Genomic DNA, 18,691 nt, shown 5'->3' with positions numbered 1-18,691 from the left:
GACCCCGCCGAGCGCGCCGCCTCACCCGAGCCCGGCCCCGACCTGCCCGACGGCGTCGACCCCGCCGAGCGCGCCGCCTCACCCGCGTCCGGCCCCGCCGCGCCCGCGCGCCGCACCGTCGCGCTGCGCCCCGGCGGCGTCCTCGGCGCCGTGGTCGGCGAGCCGCAGGCGCCCGCCGTCGGCGACCGCGTCGTCGAGGCGCCCACCGCCACCGACGCCGAGCGTGTCCTCCTCGCCCCGAGAACCTCCGAGCTCGTGCGCGACTCCGCCGACCGCTCCGCGAGCTTTCAGGTGCTGGCCGCGAACGTGGACGTCGTGCTCGTCGTCGAGCACCTCGACCCCGAGCCGAAGATCGGCCGCCTCGAGCGGCTCGGCACGCTCGCGTGGAACGCGGGAGCGACGCCGCTCGCCGTGCTGACCAAGGCCGACCTCGTGACCGACGCCACCGACTGGGTCGCCGACGTCGAGGCCGCTCTCCCGGGCGTGACGGTCCTCCCCGTGTCGGCCACGACGGGCGAGGGCGTCGACGCGCTGCGCGACCTGCTCGAGCCGGGCACGACGGTGGTGGTCGTCGGCCCGTCGGGCGCGGGCAAGTCGACGCTGGTGAACGCGCTCGCCGGCGCCGAGGTCATGGCGACGGGAGAGCGGCGCGGGGACGGCAAGGGCCGGCACACCACCACTCATCGCGAGCTCGTCCCCCTGCCCCTGCCCCGCGGCGCGGCGTGGCTCGTCGACACCCCCGGGCTGCGCACCATCGGGCTCGTCGCGTCCGAGGACTCCGTGGCCAGCACGTTCTCCGACGTGGCAGCGATCGCCGAGCGTTGCCGCTTCGGCGACTGCGCGCACGACGGCGAACCCGGCTGTGCCGTGCAGGCGGCACTCGCGGACGGCTCCCTGCCGCAGCGCCGCTACGACTCCTGGCAGACCCAGCTCCGCGAGGCGCGGTACGCCGCACGCCGCAACGACGCGCGCCTCGCGGCGCAGGAGAGCGCGCAGTGGCGGCGCCGGACCATGCAGATGCGCGAGTACCTCAAGGTCTCCGGCAAGGGCCGCCACTGACGCCACCAGGTCCTGAGCCGAACCCTCCTACCGCCCCGACGCCCGTTTGACACTCCCACACAAACGGAGGTAAACAGAAGCGACCACAGGACCCCGGGAGTGCACCATGTACGCGACGGAGCGGCAGCTGGAGATCCGCGCCATCGCGCGCGAGCACGGCCGAGTCGAGGTCAAGGAGCTCGCCGACCGCCTGGGCGTCACCCCCGAGACCGTCCGCCGCGACCTCACCCTGCTCGAGCGCCGCGGCGTGCTGCGCCGCGTGCACGGGGGAGCGATCGCCGTCGAGCGCCTCGCGATCGAGCCCGCCGTCGCTGATCGCGAGACCCGGATGTCCGAGGCCAAGCAGCGCATCGCGCGCGCGGCCCTGGACGAGCTGCCCGACGGCGGAGCGATCGCCGTCGACGCCGGCACCACCACCGCGCAGCTCGTCGCGCTCATGCCGGCCGACCGTGAGCTCACCGTCGTCACGCACGGCGTCCACCTCGCGATCGCGCTCGCCGCGCTGCCCGGCATCACGCTCCACCTCCTCGGCGGCCAGCTGCGCGGGCGAACCCTCGCCGCGGTCGGCGCCTGGGCCGAGCAGCAGCTCGCCGACGTGCACGTGGACGTCGCGTTCGTCGGCGCGAACGGCGTCACGGTCGAGGAGGGCATCACGACCCCCGACCTCGCCGAGGCCCGCATCAAGCGCGCGCTCGTCCGCGCCGCGAGCCGCACCGTGATCCTCGCCGACCACACCAAGTTCGGCCTCGTCGACTTCGCGCGCGTCACCCCGCTCGCCGACGTCGACACCCTCATCACCGACACGGGCCTCGACGCCGAGGCGGCCGCCGAGATCGAGGCGACCGGCTGCCGCGTCGTGCGCGCCTGAGCGCCCGGCACCGGACGGGACGGCGAGAGACGATGGCACGACGGCGGATCGATCCACAGGCGGGCGAGGTCGCCCTCGCGCAGTGGGCCGCCCAGGGCGAGGACACGCCGCGCACCGTCCTGCTCACGGCTGTCCGTTACGCGCTGGAGGAGCTCGAGGCCCTGCACCCCGGCCACAGCGTGGAGGTTCGCGTCCCGCCGGCGGGCGCGGTGCAGGCCTTCGGCGGCCCGCGGCACACCCGTGGCACCCCGCCGAACGTGGTGGAGTGCCGGCCGCACACGTTCCTCGGCCTCGCCACGGGACGGATCGCGTGGGCCGACGTCGTGCACCGCGCGATCGACGACGGTGGCGTCCAGGCCTCGGGCACCCGCGCGGACCTCACCGAGGCGCTGCCGTTCCTCCGGCCGCGCGCTCGCGGCACGCACGGCGACGACGGCGGCGCGCACCGCCCGGCGTGAGGCGCGCCTTGCGCGGGCACGCCCACCGACGACGGCGGCGCGCACCCCCCGGCCTGAGCGCGCCTCGCGCGGGGCGTGAGTACGGCGACGACGCCAGGGCGCGGTCGGGTGCGGCTTAGGCTGACCGGGTGAGTGAGCAGCAGGCGCGCCCCCCAGGACCCGGCGACGACGCGGGCGAGAAGGACGAGCTCGCGGGCGTGGCGCACGAGGACGGCCCGATCGAGGTCGTCGCGCAGGTCGCCGACCCCACGCGCGTGCGCCGGGCGCCGCGGTTCGGGGCGTTCGTCTTCGTCGGGATCGCGCTCGCGTTCCTGCTCGCCGGCCTCCTGTCGTTCGTGCGCGACTCGTTCCTGCCGCCCGAGGAGGTCGCCGCCCGCGCGCTGGACTCGTGGGGCATCTTCTGGCTCCTGCTGCTCGGTCTGGGCGCGTTCTTCGCGCTGGCGAGCTTCGCCGTCGCCGTCTGGATCGATCACCGCAGCGTGCGGCGAGCCGAACGCGTGCGTGCGGCTGCGCCGTCGTCCGCTGCGACGCCTGACCCGACGCCCGCCGCGCCGCTCGCTCCGCCGACAGCTCCGCGCGCATCGACGCGCGAGTCAGAGGCATGACCCGCCGCTCCCCGCGGGCCGGCGCCGCCGCGGCCGCAGCCGCGTCCGGACTCGCCGCGCTGCGCGCCGAGGTCGGCGTCCCCGAGGGCCACGACCCCGCCGTGCTCGCCGAGGCGGAGGAGGCGGCGTCGCGCCCGATCGAGGACGGCCTCGAGCGCGCGGACCGCCGGGACCTCCCGCTCGTCACGCTCGACCCCGCGGGCTCGAAGGACCTCGACCAGGCGTTCCACCTCGCCGTCGACGGCTCCGGCTTCGTGGTCCACTACGCAATCGCCGACGTCGCCTCGTTCGTCACCCCGGGCGGTGCGCTCGACGCCGAGACGCACCGCCGCGGCGTTACCTACTACGGCCCGGACGGCCGGTTCGGGCTGCACCCGCCCGTGCTGTCCGAGGGCGCCGCGAGCCTGCTGCCCGAGGTGGACCGTCGGGCCGTCCTCTGGCGGATCCGGCTCGACGGCGACGGCGTGATCCGCGACGTCGACGTCGAGCGCGCGATCGTGCGCTCGCGCGCGCAGCTGGACTACGTCGGCGTGCAGGCGGCCCTCGACGCGGGCACCGCGGACGAGATGCTCACGCTGCTGCCTCGGGTGGGTGCGCTGCGCGCCGAGCTGCAGGTCCAGCGCGGCGGCGCGAGCCTCGACGTGCCGGACCAGGAGGTCGAGACGCACGACGAGCGCTACCGGCTCGTGTACCGCGCGGCGCTCCCGGTCGAGGAGGACAACGCGCAGCTGTCGCTGCTCACCGGCATCGTGGCGGCGCGGCTGCAGCGCGAGGCAGGCATCGGCCTGTGGCGCACGCTGCAGGCGGCGCGCGAGGAGGACGTCGCGCGCCTGCGTCGGGTCGCTCTCGGGCTCGGCCTCGACTGGCCGGCCGGCACCTCCTACGGGGCGTTCGCGCGCACGATCGACTCGCGCATCCCCGAGCACGCCGCGTTCGCGACCGAGGCCACGACGCTCTTCCGCGGCGCCGGTTACGTCGCGTTCGGCACGCCCGAGCACCCCGACGTGCCCGTCGGCGCGGCGCACTCGGCGATCGCGGCGGAGTACGCGCACGTCACGGCGCCGCTGCGCCGCCTCGTCGACAGGTACGGCACCGAGGTCGCGCTCGCGCAGGTGGCGGGCCGTCCCGTGCCCGAGTGGGTGGTGGCCGCGCTCGAGGCGCTGCCGGTCGAGATGGCCTCGGCCACGCAGCGCGCCGGCGCGTACGAGCGCGGCGGCCTCGACCTGCTCGAGGCGCTCATCATGGCGCCGCGCGTCGGCCGCACCTACGACGCGGTCGTGGTCGAGTCGACGCGGTCCAAGGAGGACGACGGCGAGGCACGCGCCACCGTGCTGCTCACCTCGCCCGCGGTGCGGGCCCGCGTGGTGGGCCCGCGCGATCGCCTGCGGGCCGGGAGCCGCGTGCGCGTGACGGTGACCGCGACCGACGTCGAGCGGCGCAGCGTGACGCTCGAGCTGGCCGACGCCGGCTGACCGTTCCACGCGAGCGGCACGGCTCGCGCTGGCCGACGCCGGCCGACCGGCCCGTCCCACTGGCAGCATGCGGCGGGTCGCTGGGTTGCCGCGTCGCCGGGTTGCCGGGTCGCTGTGGCGTCACGGTCGTAACGGGAGAGCGACTCGCCCTGACGGGAGAGCGACTCGCCGCCTCCACCCTGCCGGCCGCACGCCCGTGACCTGCGCAGACGCCGCTCGCCGTGACCGGATCGGGGCGTTCGGTCGCTGTGGCATCAGGCAGAGTCGCTGCGGCGTCACCCGGTCGGAACGCGAAAATCGTTGTCCCGCTCGCCGTCGCCGCGCCTAGCCTCGCCGACATGTCCAGCGACCTGTCCACCCCCGCGACGCCGCTCGCCGCGCCCCACGGCGAGCCTGCGCTCGACGGCGAGCCCGCGCCCCACGGCGAGCCCGCCTCCGAGGCCGCGCTCGCCGTCGTCGCGACCGCCTCGAAGGGGTCCGCCTCCGACGCGACCGACCTCGACGCGCGCCTCGAGCTGCGCCCGCTGCACGTCCCGGACACGCTCGACGGCGAGGACGCGGCCGACTTCCTGGCCATGGTCGAGGTCCGCAACGAGACCTACCGCCTCATCGCGGGGCACGACGACCTCGCCACCACGCCCGCTGTGCTCCTGCCGCACTACCGTCCCGATCCGCTCGAGACGCGCCTGGTGTGGGTCGTGCTGCTCGACGGCGTCGTCGTCGGCCGCGTCGGCCTGGACCTGCCGCACGAGGGCGAGGCCCGCGGCGGGTACTTCCTCATCGAGCTGCACCCGGACGTCTGGGGGCAAGGCATCGGCCGCCGGGCGATGCGCCTCGTCGAGGACGCTGCACGGGAGCACGGGCGCACCGTGCTCGAGACCTGGGTGCAGCACCCCGAGACCGGCGGTCCCCGGCTCGCTTCCCCGACCGGCTTCGGCTCGATCCCCGCCGAGGACCGCGGCGCCCGGTTCCTCCTCGCCCACGGCTTCACGCTCTCGCAGATCGAGCGGTACAGCGCGCTCGACCTCGCGACCTGCACCGACACCGTCGACGCCCTGCTCGCCGAGGCCGCGACCCATGCGAGCGACTACCGGCTCGTGAGCTGGACCGCCCCGACGCCGCCCGAGCACGTCGCCGGGTATGCGTGGCTGAAGTCGCGGATGGCGACCGACACCCCGAACGCCGACCTCGAGGTGGTCGAGGAGGTGTGGGACGCCGACCGGGTCGCGCGGCACGACGCCCGCAACACCGAGGGTGGCCGCACGCTCCACGTGGTCGCGGCCCAGCACGTCGAGACCGGCGAGCTGTGCGCGTTCAACGAGCTCGTGACCGGTCCCGAGCCGGACGAGGTGACCCACCAGGAGGACACCCTGGTGCTGCGCGAGCACCGCGGACATCGGCTCGGGACGCTCGTGAAGTGCGAGAACCTGCGGCAGTGGCGGGAGATCGCACCGTGGTCGCGCCGCGTGACGACGTACAACGCCGAGGAGAACCGCCCGATGCTCGACATCAACGAGGCGATCGGCTTCGTCCCGCGCTCGTACGAGGGCGCCTGGAAGAAGGTGCTGGAGCCGCAGACGGCGTGAGTCCTGGCTGACACCGGCTGACACCTGGTTGAGGTCGGCTGCCCGGGCTGCCCGGGCTGCCAAGCCGAGTGCGTGCCGGTCGGCGGGCCCGAAGGCGCGCCGACCGTGGAGCCGACCGGGCACCCGGCGCCGGCCTGGGTAGGGTGCCACGATGCAGGCACCCTGGGACGACGTCCTCGCACAGGTGCGGCGCTACCCGTCGCCGCACAACTCCCAGCCGATGAAGGTCCGCGTGACGAGCCCGCACACGGCGGACGTGTTCTACGACCTCGACCGCGGTCTGCCCGCCGAGTCCTTCGGCATCCCGTTCGCGCACGTGTGCGCCGGGGTGTTCCTGCACGCCCTCGGCGTCGTCGCGGGCGCCCACGGCTGGCGGGTCGAGGAGGACCTCGACCTCACCCCGATGGACTTCGACGCCGCCGACCGCGCGCACCGGATCGGGACGGTCCGCCTCGTCGCCCGGGCGATCGACGCCGAGGCGGCGGCCGACGGCGAGGCGTTCGTTCGCCGTCGGACGTCCCGTCGGCCCTACGACGGCCGGCTCGTGGACGACGACGTCCTCGCGGGGGCCGCCGCGATCGCGGCGGAGGCGGGGCACACGCTGGGCGTGAGCGCCGACCCCGACGACGTGCGCGCGCTCGTGCGCATCAACCAGCGGACGCTCTTCGACGACCTGCGCAACGACGCGGTGCACGCCGAGATCCTGCAGTGGCTGCGCTACTCCGAGCGCGAGGCGGCGGCGACCGGCGACGGCCTGTCCGCGGCCACGATGCTGATGCCGGGTGGCGTGCTCCGGTTCGCGATGCGCCACCGCGGGCTGTGGGAGGCCCCGGTGATCGGGTCGTTCATCAAGGCCGTGTACCTGCGCACGATGCGCGGCGTGCCGCAGCTCGCGTGGCTCACCGGACCGTTCGCCGACGAGCGCGACTACCTCGAGGCCGGTCGGACGTTCCTGCGGATCTGGCTCCACCTCGAGCGCAACGGCGTGGTGCTGCACCCGCTGGGCACCGTCATCACGAACCCGACGTCGCACGCGGCGCTCGTGCAGCGGCTGGGAATCAGGGAGGAGAACGGCGAGATGGCCTGGATGCTCGTGCGGATCGGGTACTCACCGCGGCCGCCGCTGGCACACCGGCGCGACGTCGCGGAGATGCTGCTCCCGGGGGAGACGCCGTGAAGCGCCTGCTGCTCTTCGCGTTCATCGCCGTGCAGGACGCCGTGGTCTGGGCGCTCGCGCGCCGCGTGAGCACGCATAAGATCCTCCTCGCGCCGGGAATCGAGCCGCTGCGCTGGCGGCTCGGGCGGTGGCGCGCCGCGCGGACGTTCGAGCTCGCGGTGCGCAGGGTGCCCGCGTACCGCGCGTTCCTCGCCGAGCAGGGGGCGAGCGACCGCCTCGACCTGAGCGACGGCGTCGCCCACGCGCTCGAGCAGGTGCCGCCGATGGACAAGGCGAGCTACATCAAGCGCTGGTCCGTCGCGGAGCGCTCGCTCGGCGGGCGCCTGCCGCGGCGCGGCGTGGTGGTCGACGAGTCCTCGGGTAGCTCGGGCACGCCGACGAGCTGGGTGCGCGGCCCGGACGAGCGCCTCGCGACGCGTATGCTTCTGCAGGTCGGGTTCTCGCGCACCGCGAAGGATCTGCGTCGCCAGCCGTTCGTGCTCAACGCGTTCTCGCTCGGAGCGTGGGCCACGGGGATGAACGTCACGTCGTCCCTCACCGAGATCACGATGATCAAGTCGGTGGGTCCCGACCGCGAGAAGATCATCGCCACGATGCGGGAGTTCGGCCCCGACTACACCTACATCGTCATGGGGTATCCGCCCTTCCTCAAGGCGCTGTTCGACGACCCGCGGCTGGAGTGGGGGCGGTACGACGTCGTGGCGGCCTTCGGTGGCGAGGGCATCAGCGAGGGGATGCGACGACGGATCCTCGCGCACACCCACCGGGTGTTCGGGTCCTACGGCGCGTCCGACCTCGAGATCAACATCGCCCTCGAGACCGACTTCACGATCGCGCTGCGTCAGGCGATCGACGCCGACCCGGCGCTCGCGCGCGAGCTCACCAAGCGCGAGGAGTACGGCACGCTGCCGATGATCTTCCAGTTCAACCCGTACGACTACCTCATCGAGTCCACGCCCGACGGCGAGCTCCTCGTCACGATCACCCGCAAGCAGAACATCAACCCGCGGATCCGCTACAACATCCACGACCGCGGCCACGTGATGCGGCTGCGCGACCTGCGCCCGGTGCTGCGGCGCACGGGGCACACCGACGTCGAGCGCGAGAGGTTCCTCGACCTGCCGCTGCTGTTCCTCTACGGCCGGTCGGACATGTCTATCGACTACAACGGCGCGGTCCTCGCGCCCGACACCGTGCGCGACGTCGTGAACACCGACCCCGAGCTCGCGCGCCTCGTCGAGTCGCACCGGCTCATCACGTTCGAGGACTCCGACGGCGACCGCCAGCTCCACCTGGCCCTGCAGCTCGTGCCGGACGCCGAGGTCATGCCGGCGCAGCGCGACGCGTGGCTCGCGTGGGTGCCGGACGAGCTGCGCCGCCTCAACGGCGACTTCCGCAACGCGGTGTGCACCGCGCCGCCGCACACGTGGCCGACGATCGCGTTCTACCCCTACCGCACCGGGCCGTTCACGTCCGACGGCGCGAAGCTCAAGAACGAGTACGTCTGGCAGCTCACCTCGGGCGAGCGGGCCGCGATCGAGCTGAACCTGGGGCACGTCGTCCGGCCGTAGCCGGCCGTGGCCCGCGGAAGCCTCGCGAGAGGCGAGCCCGACGGCGAGGCGTGGGTGCGCCGTCGGGCGTCACCGGGCGCACCGTGCGTTCGCCGGGCGACGCGCCTCAGGCAGGGCGAGCTCAGGAGCTCATGGTCTCCTCGACCCAGCGCAGGTACTCCTCGTCGACGCGGCCCGAGACGTAGCGGCCGTCGAAGCAGCTCATGTCCAGGTCCGTGACGGTGCTCTGCCCGGCGAGGATCGCGGACTTCATGTCCTCGACCTCCTGGTAGACGAGGTAGTCGGCGCCGAGCGCCTCGTTGGCCTCGGGGATCGTGCGGCCGTGCGCGATGAGCTCCGAGCGCGTGGGCATGTTGATCCCGTACACGTGCGGGTAGCGCACCGGGGGAGCGGCCGACGCGAACGTCACCCGCGCCGCACCGGTCTGCCGGGCCATCTCGACGATCTCGCGCGAGGTGGTGCCCCGCACGATGGAGTCGTCGACGATGAGGATCGACTTGCCGGCGAACTCCGAGGGCATCGCGTTGAGCTTCTGCCGCACCGACTTCGTGCGCTCCTTCTGGCCCGGCATGATGAACGTCCGGCCCACGTAGCGGTTCTTGTAGAACCCCTCGCGGTACTCCAGGCCGAGCCGCTGGGCGACCTGCATCGCGGCGGGGCGAGCCGAGTCGGGGATCGGCATCACGACGTCGATCGCGCCGCTCGGGGTGTACTGCGCGACGGTCTTGGCGAGGGCGTCGCCCAGGCGCAGTCGTGCCTCGTACACCGAGATGCCGTTCATCGTGGAGTCGGGACGCGCGAGGTACACGTACTCGAAGGAGCAGGGGATGAGGCGCGGTGCCGGGTGGCACTGCCGGGTCGTCATCTCCCCGCCCATCGTGATGAAGACGGCCTCGCCGGGCGCGACGTCGCGCACCTTGCGGTAGCCCGACGCCTCCGGCACGAGCGACTCCGAGGCGACGATCCAGTCCTCGCCGGTGAGCGTGGACTCGCGGCTGGCGAGCACGAGCGGCCGGATGCCGTTCGGGTCGCGGAACGCGAGCAGCCCGTAGCCCGCGATCATCGCGATCACCGCGTAGGAGCCCTCGATGCGCTCGTGCACGCGCTCGACGGCGTCGAACACCTGGTCCGGGTCGAGCTGGTTGCCCCGGATCACCTGCTGCAGCTCGGTGGCGAGCACATTGAGCAGCAGCTCGGTGTCCGAGTGCGTGTTCATGTGCCGGCGGTCGACGCCGAACAGGTCCTCGCGCAGCTCGCGCACGTTCGTGAGGTTCCCGTTGTGCACGAGCATGATCCCGTAGGGCGCGTTCACGTAGAACGGCTGGGACTCCTCCTCGGCGGAGGCCTTGCCCTGCGTCGCGTACCGCACGTGCCCGAGGCCCATGGTGCCCAGCAGGCGACGCATGTCTCGGGTGCGGTAGGCCTCGCGGACCTGGCCCTTGGACTTCACCTGGTGGAAGACGCTGCCCTCGGCGGTCGCGATCCCGGTGGAGTCCTGGCCGCGGTGCTGCAGGAGTCCGAGGCTGTCGTAGATGAGCTGGGCGACCGGCTCGGCCGAGACGGTTCCCACGATGCCGCACATGGGTGGGGGTGCTCCAGGGCGTTGGGGGGACGTGTGCCGGAGTCGATCCTCCCACGACGCGGCGCTGCTTCGCGCCCGATGCGTGTGCCCGGCGTCCCCGCCCGCCGGCGGCGGCCGCCACGGTAGGTTGGCGGGCGTGAGCTCTCTGTACAGCGCGGCCGGGGTCGACGTCGAGGCGGGCGACAAGGCCGTCGAGCTGATGAAGGCGGCCGTGGCCCGGACGCACTCCGCGCGGGTGCTCGGCGGGGTCGGCGGTTTCGCCGGGCTCTGGGACGCCTCGGACCTGCTCACCTACACCCGTCCGCTGCTCGCGACGTCGACCGACGGCGTGGGCACCAAGGTCGCCCTCGCGCAGCGCCTGGACAAGCACGACACCATCGGCGTCGACCTCGTCGGCATGGTCGTCGACGACATCGTCGTCACCGGCGCCCGCCCGCTGTTCATGACCGACTACATCGCGTGCGGCAAGGTGGTGCCCGAGCGCATCGCGGCGATCGTCTCGGGCATCGCGCGTGGATGCGAGGAGACCGGCACGGCGCTCGTGGGCGGGGAGACCGCCGAGCACCCAGGTCTTCTCGAGCCCGAGGAGTACGACGTCGCGGGGGCCGCGACCGGCGTCGTCGAGGCCGGCAAGGTGCTCGGCCCGGAGCGGGTGCGCGACGGCGACGTCCTGCTCGCGATGGCGGCCTCCGGCGTCCACGCCAACGGCTACTCGCTCGTGCGGCACGTGCTCGCGAGCACCGGCTGGGACCTCTACGCCCACGACGACGACCTCGGCCGCACGCTCGGCGAGGAGCTGCTCGAGCCGACCCGGCTCTACACCCGGCCCTGCCTCGACCTCGTCGAGGCCGCGACGGTGCACGCGTTCACGCACGTCACGGGCGGCGGGCTGGCCTCCAACCTCGCACGCGTGCTGCCGCCGGGGCTCGTGGCCGACGTCGACCGCGCCTCCTGGGTGCTTCCGCCCGTCTTCACGCTGCTCGCCCGCGGCGCGCAGGCCGCGCCGCACGAGCTCGAGGGCACCCTCAACCTCGGTGTCGGCATGGTGGCGATCCTCCCAGCGGCCTCGTTCGAGCGCGCGACGGCGTCGCTCGCCGCCGCGGGGATCGAGAGCTGGGAGCTGGGTCGCGTCCGCGTCGAGACGCCCGACGACGTCACCCACCACCCGATGGTGTCCGGCACCAAGGGCGTGCACGGAGGCGCCGTCGTGATGCACCGGGAGTACCGCACCGCGTGAGGTGCGGATGTCCCGCACGAGGTGCGGATGTCCCGCACGAGGTGCAGGCGGCGCGCCCCGTCGTGCGGGCGCGGAAGCACCGCCGTCTCGGGGCGCGAACAAACCGCCGCCCCGAGGCGTGCGAGGTGCCGCACCACGTGAGGTGAGGCGTGCTGTGGCGCCCCGATCGGGCGCCTCGCTCAGCGACTGCCGGCGGAGGCCCAGTCGTCCGTGTCGTCCTCGTCGTCGTCGTCCGCGTACGGGTCGACGAGACCGGTACCCGTCGGCGCGTGGCCGAGCTCGCGCTCAAGCGCGCGATAGTCGGTCTCCGGGCTGTAGTACTTCAGCTGCCGGGCGACCTTGGTCTGCTTTGCCTTCTGACGGCCGCGTCCCATGGACTCGACCCCCTCCACCTCGGGTGCCGGAGCAACATCGCGAACGTAGTCGCACCGGGGACTGTTTGTGTGCCGTGGACAAGGTTACATGGCGAGGAGGACGCTCACCAAAGGACCGCGCCCGCACCGCGTGCGGGTGGCCGACGGCTTCCGGACCGCTGCCGGACGCGCCCCGACCGACGGATGCTCACCCGACGGACATCCGCCGGAGGGCCACCGCCGAGTCGACGGCCGAGTCGACGGCCGAGGAGCGCCGGATCTCATCGTGAGACCCGGTGTCCCGGGTCGTGAGAGGAGTCAGCGACCCCTGCGGGCGCTGAGCACGATGGCGGCGACGACCGCGGCGACGGCGCCCCCGACGATCGCGATCGTGCGGGGGTTGCCGGCCTTGACGTCGTCGACGACGGCAGTCGAGCGACCCTTGACGTCCTCGACGAGCGCGTTCGCCTTCTCCTTGGCCTGCTCGGCCTGCTCGGAGACGGTCGTGACGACCTTCTCCTTGGCCGCCTGGGCGTGGGCGCGCGGGTCGACGCGGTCGGCCAGCTGGTCGACGGTGCGACCGAGGTCGGCGCGGGTCGCCTCGAGCTCCGCCTGGATCTCCGCGGCGGAACGCTTGCGCGGCTTCTCGTCGTCCGTGGGGGTGCTCACTTGCCCAGCCCTTCCTTGATGCCGTCCTTGATGACGTCGACGTCGGTCTTGAGGTTGTCCTTGATCTCCGGCTTGACCTCGTTGCCCGCGTCGATCGACTTCTTGCCGATGAGGGCGAGCAGGCCGGCGATGAGCAGGAGGACCACGGCCACGATGAGGGCGGCCGCCCAGGCGGGCAGCACGAGCGCGAGCGCCAGCACCGCCGTCGCCACGAGCGTGGCGAACGCGAAGAACCCGAAGAACGCGGCTCCCGCGAACAGGCCGGCACCGATGCCGAACTTCTGGCCCTTCTCGGCGACCTGCGCCTTGAGCAGGTCGACCTCACCCTTCACGAGGTTGGACAGCTGCGTGGTGATCGTCGCCACCAGCTCGCCCAGGGTGGGCTGCAACGGGCTCTGGGTCATGGGGCCTCCTCCTCGTGGTGCTACCCGTAGCCTGGCACGTCCTGCCACCCGATGTCGTCGCCCACAGGGGTGGCACACTCGCCGCATGCCGGCTCGACACGGGACGCTCATGCTGCTGGACGCCGCCTCGTTGTACTTCCGCGCGTTCTACGGGGTCAAGGGCGACGTCTCCGCGCCGGACGGATCCCCCGTCGGCGCGATCCGCGGGTTCACGGACGCGCTCGCCTCGCTCCTCGTCTCCCGTCGCCCGAGTCGCGTCGTCGCCTGCTGGGACGACGACTGGCGCCCGGCCTTCCGCGTCGCGGCCATCCCCTCCTACAAGGCGCACCGCGTCGCCTCGGGTGCGGCGGGTGTGCGCGGGGAGGAGGAGGTGCCGGACGCGCTCGCACCGCAGGTGCCGGTCATCGCGGAGGTGCTGGCCGCCGTCGGGATCGCGCGGGTGGGCGCCCCGGGGTGCGAGGCGGACGACGTCATCGGCACGCTCACCACGCGCGCGGTCGCCGCGGGCGAGGTGAGCGCGGTCGAGATCGTCACCGGCGATCGCGACCTCTTCCAGCTCATCGACGACGGGCGTGACGGGGGCGAGGGGTCCGACGGCGAACGCACGCCCGCCGTTCGCGTCCTCTACACGGGGCGTGGGGTGCGCAACCTCGAGACGGTCGACGTCGCGCGCCTGGCCGAGAAGTACGGCGTCGCCTCGGGTGAGGCGTACGCCGCGCTCGCGACGCTGCGCGGGGACGCCTCCGACGGCCTGCCTGGTGTTCCGGGCGTGGGGGAGAAGACCGCGGCCGGACTGCTCGCGACCTACGGGACGCTCGACGGCGTGATCGCCGCCGCGCAGGATCCCGGCGAGCGTCGGCTCTCGCCCGGCGTGCGCAGCAAGCTGCTCGCGTCGCTGGACTATCTGGCGGTGGCGCCCGCCGTCGTGCGCGTGCTGCGCGACGCCGAGCTGCCCGAGCACCGCGACGCGCTCCCGCGCGAGCCGCGTGACCCCGAGACGCTCGACGCCCTCGCCGAACGGTGGGGGCTCACATCGAGCGTCGAGCGGCTCGTCGCGGCGCTGGCGACGGCGGCCGCGGGCCAGGGGCCGGTGGCGGGGTAGCGTTGCCGCGTGCTCAGGACGGGACGCGGTAAGGCGCACGCGAAGGTGATCCTGTTCGGTGAGCACGCCGTGGTCCACGGGGAGCCCGCCGTCGCGCTGCCGCTGGCCGAGCTGCCCGTCCGGGTGACGGCCGAGGCCGTTCCGGGTCCGTTGACGATCGCGTCCACCCCCTACACCGGTGTCCTGCACGAGGTGCCGGAGCTGCTCGACGCGCCCCGCGCCGTCGTGCTCGCGACGCTCGACCACGTGGGCCTGCCGCACGAGGGGATCCGGATCATGGTCGAGGGCGACGTGCCGCCCGCGCGCGGCCTCGGCTCGTCCGCCGCCGTCGCGGGCGCGCTCGTCCGGGCGCTCGCAGACCTCGCCGGGCGTGACCTCACCGAGGCGGAGTACCTCGACCTGGTGGCGGTGGGCGAGCGCGTGGCGCACGGCTCGCCGTCGGGCCTGGACGCCGCGGCGACCGCGGCCGCCGAGCCGGTGTGGTTCGAGGCGGGCGTCGCGCGCCGGCTGGCGACGCGGATGAGCGGCGTGCTCGTCGTCGCGGACTCGGGGGTCAAAGGCCGCACGCGGCACGCCGTCGCGTCGGTGCGCACGTTCCTCGAGCGCCGCCCCATGCGCGGCGCCGCGCTCATGACCGGGCTCGGTGCCCTCGCCCAGGGCGGCGCGCTCGACCTCACGGGTGACCGCCCCGAGGCGCTCGGGGAGAAGATGACGCAGGCGCAGGGCATGCTGCGCGAGCTCGGCGTCTCCAGCCCGGAGCTGGACCGCCTCGTCGATGCGGCGCTCGCCGCCGGCGCGCTCGGCGCGAAGCTCACCGGTGGCGGGCAGGGCGGCTGCATCATCGCGCTCGCCGCTGACGACGCCGCGGCGGACCGGATCGACCTCGCGCTGCGCGAGGCCGGCGCGATCGGCACGTGGCGGCACCGGATCGGGCCGGAGGAGGACCGATGAGCGCCGAGCCGGGCGGAGTGACCGCCGTCGCGCACGCGAACATCGCGCTCGTGAAGTACTGGGGCAAGCGCGACTCCACCCTCATACTTCCCGCGACGTCGTCCGTCTCGCTCACGCTCGACGCGTTCCGCACCACCACGCACGTGGAGCTCCTCGACGCGCCTGCCGGCCGCGACGAGGTGGTGCTCGACGGCGAGCCCCTCGCGGGTGCGGCCCTCACCAAGGTCCTCGCGTTCCTCCACCTGGTCCGGAGTCAGGCGTCGCGCACGGCGACGGCACAGGCGGCCCGCGTGACCTCGACCAACGAGGTGCCCACGGGCGCGGGACTGGCGAGCTCGGCGTCGGCGTTCGCGGCGCTCGCGGGCGCGGCGGCCACGGCGTACGGGCTCGAGCTGGGCCGGCGCGACCTGTCCCGGCTCGCGCGGCGGGGCTCGGGCTCGGCGTCGCGCTCGGTGTACGGCGGGTTCGTGGTCTGGCACGCGGGCGACCTCGCGGACCCCGCGGCCGGCGACCTCACGTCCTACGCGGAGCCGCTGCCTACGGCGCCGGAGCTCGACGTCGCGATGGCCGTCGCGGTGCTGGACGCCGGGCCCAAGAAGATCGGCAGCCGCGAGGCGATGGCTGCCACGGTGGCCACCTCGCCCTACTTCCCGGCGTGGACCGAGCACACCGAGGCGGACGCCGCCGAGGCGGCGGATGCGATCGCGGCCGGCGACCTGCCACGCCTCGGCGAGATCGCCGAGGCCAGCGCCATGCGGATGCACGCGACGATGCTCGCTGCGCGGCCGGCCGTGCGGTATCTCGCGGCCTCCTCGCTCGCGGTGCTCGACGCCGTGGCGGACCTGCGCGCGGCCGGCGTCGGAGCCTGGGCGACGATGGACGCCGGACCCAACGTGAAGGTGCTGTGTGAGGGGGCGGACCTCGACGTCGTCGCCGCGGGCCTGCGCGGGATCGTGCTGCCGGGCGGCGGTGCGCCGCACGTGCTGCTCGCCCGACCGGGGCCGGGACTGCGGATCGAGGCCTCGGCGGCGTTGCCGGCGGGCGTGCTCGCCTCCGGTGCCGCGGAGGAGCCCGCATGAGGCGGGTCGTGGCGTCCGCGCCCGGGAAGCTGTTCGTCGGTGGCGAGCACGCCGTGACCGACGCCGGTCAGCCCGCGGTGCTGGTCGCCGTCGACCGTCGCCTCGAGCTCACGCTCGCATCCTCCGACCGCACGCGCGGCCTGGACCAGGAGGGCCGGTACGTGCGCGCGGTAGCCGCGGTGATCGCGCACGTCGCGGCCGAGCGCGGGCGCGACGGCGGCCCGTACGCCGTCTCGACCCGCAGCACGCTCGTGGACCCCGCGGTGGGCGACGCGCCGGCGCGCAAGTACGGGCTGGGCTCGTCCGCGGCGGTGACGGTCGCGGCCGTGCGCGGCCTCGACGTGTGGCACGGCCTGGGCCTGACGCCGCAGGAGCAGTTCAAGGTCGCGCTGCTCGCGACGCTGCGGGTGAACCCGCGCGCGTCGGGCGCCGACGTCGCGACGAGCCTGCGCGGCGGGTGGGTGTCCTACTGCTCGCCGGACCGCGCGTGGGTGCACGCCCACGACGACGCCGACGACCCGGCGGCGACGGCGCGGCTCGTCCGGGCGGAGTGGCCGGGGCTTGCGAGCGCGTCGCTGCCCACGCCGACCTCGCTCGCGCTGCGGGTCGGCTGGACGGGCTCGCCCGCCTCCACGGTCTCGATCGTGTCGGCGGTGCGCGCCGTCGGGCTGACGCCGCAGTTCCTCGCCGCCTCTCGCGCGGGAGTGGACGCGCTGGTCGCGGCGGTCCAGGCGGACGACCCCGACGCCGCGCGGGACGCCGTGCGCACGATCCGCGCGGCGCTACGAGACCTGGGCTCCGCCGTCGGGGTCGGGATCGAGACGCCGCTGCTGACGGCGCTCGCCGACGCCGCGGAGGCGCACGGCTTCGCGGGCAAGTCCTCCGGCGCGGGCGGTGGCGACTGCGGGATCGCGGTGGGCGCCGCGGGCGACGAGCACGCCGTCGCGGGGCTCGAGGCCGCGTGGGCGGAGGCGGGGATCGTGCCGCTGCACCTCGCGGTGGACGCGGGTGCGTGGGTCGAGGACAGCGAGTCGGACGCCGAGGGGGACGCATGACGCAGCCGCACGGTCCGGGCGGGTCGGGAGCTTCGGGTGATGCCGGGACGGCGTCGGGCCTGGGCGCGCCGAGCGGCGCCCTCAGCGAGACGGCGCGCCGCAAGGACGACCACCTGCGCCTCGCGATGGCGCAGCACACCCCCGACCGGCCGCGCGACTACGACCATGTCACCTTCGTGCACCACGCGCTCGCGGGCGGCGCGTCGGACGCCGTGAGCCTGGCGTCGCCGGCGTTCGGCTGGCCCGTGCCGCTCTACGTGAGCGGCATGACCGGCGGCACCGAGCAGGCGACGCGCGTCAATCGAGGCCTCGGCGTGCTGGGCCGGGAGACCGGGCTGCCGGTCGCCGTCGGCTCGATGGGGATCGTGCTGCGCGAGCCGGAGACGGCCGCGAGCTTCACCGTGGTGCGCGAGGAGAACCCGGACGGGTTCGTGCTCGCGAACACGAACGCGAACGTGACCGGTGCGCAGGCGGCGCACCTCGTGGACGTGCTGGGCGCCGACGCGCTGCAGGTGCACCTCAACGCCCCGCAGGAGATCGCGATGCCCGAGGGCGACCGCGACTTCTCTCGGTGGGCGGACGCCGTCGCGGAGATCGTGGCCGCGGCCGGCGTGCCCGTCGTCGTGAAGGAGGTCGGCGCCGGGCTGTCGCGCGGGACGATCGCCGTGCTGCGCGACCTCGGGGTCGCGGCGGTCGACGTCGCCGGGCGCGGGGGCACCGACTTCGGCGCGATCGAGTCGGCGCGCCGACCCGAGGGCGAGCGTGCCTACCTCGCGGGGTGGGGCCAGTCGGCGGTCACGTCGCTGCTCGAGGCTGCCGGGCTCGACGGCGTGGGTCGTGCCTCGAGCGGCCTCGCCTCGGGGGTGGCCGGGGTCGCGGGGGTGGCTGGGTCGGCTGGGTCGGCTGGGTCGGCTGGGGTGGCTGGTTCGGCTGGGTCGGCTGGGTCGGCGGCGGTCGCTCTGCTCGCCTCGGGCGGGGTGCGGCACGCGCTCGACGTCGTGCGGGCGCTCGCGCTCGGCGCCGACGCCGTGGGGGTGGCCGGGACATTCCTGCACACGCTGCTCGAGGACGGGCCCGACGCGCTCGTCGCGCTCGTGCAGCGCTGGCTGTCGGAGATCCGTGACCTCATGGCGCTGCTCGGCGCCGACGACGTCCCCGCGCTGCGGCGCACGGACGTGCTGCTGTCCGGCCCGGTGCGCGAGTATGCCGAGCTGCGCGGTCTCGACGTGACGGCCTACGCGCGGCGCAGCGACTGGTCGCAGGTCTAGGGGCGGCTGGGTCACGCCGCCGGGGTCGGTTCGGCTGACCGGCGGCTCGCGCCTCTCAGCGCCCTTGGCCGCTGGCGCCTTCCGTGCCCGCTGGCGCGTGTTCGTGCAGTGAGCCGTCGCGGTGGTGGTCGGCCGGTTGTCGTCGTGACGGTGGTGGACGGCCGGTCGTCGTCGTCGCGACAGTGCCCCGCCGTC

18 protein-coding genes are annotated in these 18,691 nt (G+C 74.4%); 14 read left to right on the top strand and 4 right to left on the bottom strand.

The genetic code is table 11. From position 1 onward, the window contains the following. The 8 genes from rsgA to FH969_RS12545 all read left to right on the top strand — a co-directional run. On the top strand, window positions 1–1,059 hold a 1,059-nt coding region (gene rsgA / locus FH969_RS12580), incomplete at its 5' end, for a ribosome small subunit-dependent GTPase A (protein WP_139987457.1). A 106-nt stretch (window positions 1,060–1,165) separates the two neighbouring features. Further along, entirely contained in the window at window positions 1,166–1,927 is a 762-nt protein-coding gene (locus FH969_RS12575) for a DeoR/GlpR family DNA-binding transcription regulator (protein ID WP_139987456.1), read from the top strand. 32 nt (window positions 1,928–1,959) lie between these two features. Further along, on the top strand, window positions 1,960–2,385 hold the full coding sequence (locus tag FH969_RS12570; protein WP_108718328.1) for a sterol carrier family protein: 426 nt from the start codon (window positions 1,960–1,962) through the stop codon (window positions 2,383–2,385). A gap of 128 nt (window positions 2,386–2,513) precedes the next feature. Continuing rightward, entirely contained in the window at window positions 2,514–2,990 is a 477-nt protein-coding gene (locus FH969_RS12565) for a hypothetical protein (RefSeq protein ID WP_139987455.1), read from the top strand. Next, window positions 2,987–4,462: an RNB domain-containing ribonuclease gene (locus tag FH969_RS12560; RefSeq protein ID WP_139987454.1), complete on the top strand. Its 1,476-nt coding sequence runs from the start codon at window positions 2,987–2,989 to the stop codon at window positions 4,460–4,462. Before FH969_RS12565 ends, FH969_RS12560 begins: the two co-directional genes overlap by 4 nt. A gap of 338 nt (window positions 4,463–4,800) precedes the next feature. Further along, on the top strand, window positions 4,801–6,048 hold the full coding sequence (locus FH969_RS12555) for a GNAT family N-acetyltransferase (RefSeq protein WP_139987453.1): 1,248 nt from the start codon (window positions 4,801–4,803) through the stop codon (window positions 6,046–6,048). Window positions 6,049–6,199: 151 nt separating this feature from the next. After that, window positions 6,200–7,225: a nitroreductase family protein gene (locus FH969_RS12550; protein ID WP_139987452.1), complete on the top strand. Its 1,026-nt coding sequence runs from the start codon at window positions 6,200–6,202 to the stop codon at window positions 7,223–7,225. After that, complete coding sequence (locus FH969_RS12545; protein ID WP_139987451.1) at window positions 7,222–8,796, top strand: phenylacetate--CoA ligase family protein; 1,575 nt, start codon at window positions 7,222–7,224, stop codon at window positions 8,794–8,796. Before FH969_RS12550 ends, FH969_RS12545 begins: the two co-directional genes overlap by 4 nt. A gap of 121 nt (window positions 8,797–8,917) precedes the next feature. Here FH969_RS12545 and purF read toward each other — a convergent pair whose 3' ends face one another. Next, window positions 8,918–10,378, bottom strand: coding sequence for an amidophosphoribosyltransferase (purF, locus tag FH969_RS12540; RefSeq protein ID WP_108718322.1), 1,461 nt, complete (start codon window positions 10,376–10,378; stop codon window positions 8,918–8,920). 136 nt (window positions 10,379–10,514) lie between these two features. Between purF and purM the strand changes: the two genes are divergently transcribed. Beyond that, window positions 10,515–11,615, top strand: coding sequence for a phosphoribosylformylglycinamidine cyclo-ligase (gene purM, locus FH969_RS12535; RefSeq protein WP_281285381.1), 1,101 nt, complete (start codon window positions 10,515–10,517; stop codon window positions 11,613–11,615). 179 nt (window positions 11,616–11,794) lie between these two features. Here purM and FH969_RS12530 read toward each other — a convergent pair whose 3' ends face one another. From FH969_RS12530 to FH969_RS12520, 3 genes are all read right to left on the bottom strand, one after another. After that, window positions 11,795–11,989, bottom strand: a complete 195-nt coding sequence (locus FH969_RS12530; protein ID WP_108718320.1) for a DUF3073 domain-containing protein — start codon at window positions 11,987–11,989, stop codon at window positions 11,795–11,797. 297 nt (window positions 11,990–12,286) lie between these two features. Beyond that, window positions 12,287–12,637: a DUF3618 domain-containing protein gene (locus FH969_RS12525; RefSeq protein ID WP_139987450.1), complete on the bottom strand. Its 351-nt coding sequence runs from the start codon at window positions 12,635–12,637 to the stop codon at window positions 12,287–12,289. Then, entirely contained in the window at window positions 12,634–13,041 is a 408-nt protein-coding gene (locus FH969_RS12520; RefSeq protein ID WP_108718318.1) for a phage holin family protein, read from the bottom strand. Before FH969_RS12520 ends, FH969_RS12525 begins: the two co-directional genes overlap by 4 nt. 85 nt (window positions 13,042–13,126) lie before the next feature. On the opposite strand from FH969_RS12520, the gene FH969_RS12515 reads away from it, so the two are divergent. The 5 genes from FH969_RS12515 to FH969_RS12495 are packed head-to-tail and all read left to right on the top strand — an operon-like array spanning window position 13,127 to window position 18,496. After that, window positions 13,127–14,143 carry a 5'-3' exonuclease gene (locus FH969_RS12515; RefSeq protein ID WP_108718317.1) on the top strand — a complete coding sequence of 339 codons (1,017 nt, stop codon included), beginning with the start codon at window positions 13,127–13,129 and terminating at the stop codon, window positions 14,141–14,143. 9 nt (window positions 14,144–14,152) lie between these two features. Beyond that, window positions 14,153–15,094 carry a mevalonate kinase gene (mvk, locus tag FH969_RS12510; RefSeq protein ID WP_139987449.1) on the top strand — a complete coding sequence of 314 codons (942 nt, stop codon included), beginning with the start codon at window positions 14,153–14,155 and terminating at the stop codon, window positions 15,092–15,094. Further along, a complete protein-coding gene (gene mvaD / locus FH969_RS12505; RefSeq protein WP_139987448.1) occupies window positions 15,091–16,173 on the top strand; it encodes a diphosphomevalonate decarboxylase in 1,083 nt (360 codons plus the stop codon). Before mvk ends, mvaD begins: the two co-directional genes overlap by 4 nt. After that, window positions 16,170–17,228 carry a phosphomevalonate kinase gene (locus tag FH969_RS12500; RefSeq protein ID WP_139987447.1) on the top strand — a complete coding sequence of 353 codons (1,059 nt, stop codon included), beginning with the start codon at window positions 16,170–16,172 and terminating at the stop codon, window positions 17,226–17,228. The genes mvaD and FH969_RS12500 overlap by 4 nt, the downstream gene beginning before the upstream one ends. Beyond that, window positions 17,225–18,496 (top strand): alpha-hydroxy-acid oxidizing protein, encoded by a 1,272-nt coding sequence (locus FH969_RS12495; RefSeq protein WP_139987446.1) that lies wholly within the window; start codon window positions 17,225–17,227, stop codon window positions 18,494–18,496. Before FH969_RS12500 ends, FH969_RS12495 begins: the two co-directional genes overlap by 4 nt. The last annotated feature ends 195 nt before the right edge of the window (window positions 18,497–18,691 follow it).

The organism is Miniimonas arenae (assembly GCF_006351005.1).
GTDB classification, from domain to species: Bacteria; Actinomycetota; Actinomycetes; order Actinomycetales; family Beutenbergiaceae; genus Miniimonas; species Miniimonas arenae.
The sequence above is the reverse complement of the archived record's forward strand: the minus strand, read 5'-3'. Positions and strand labels throughout refer to the sequence as shown.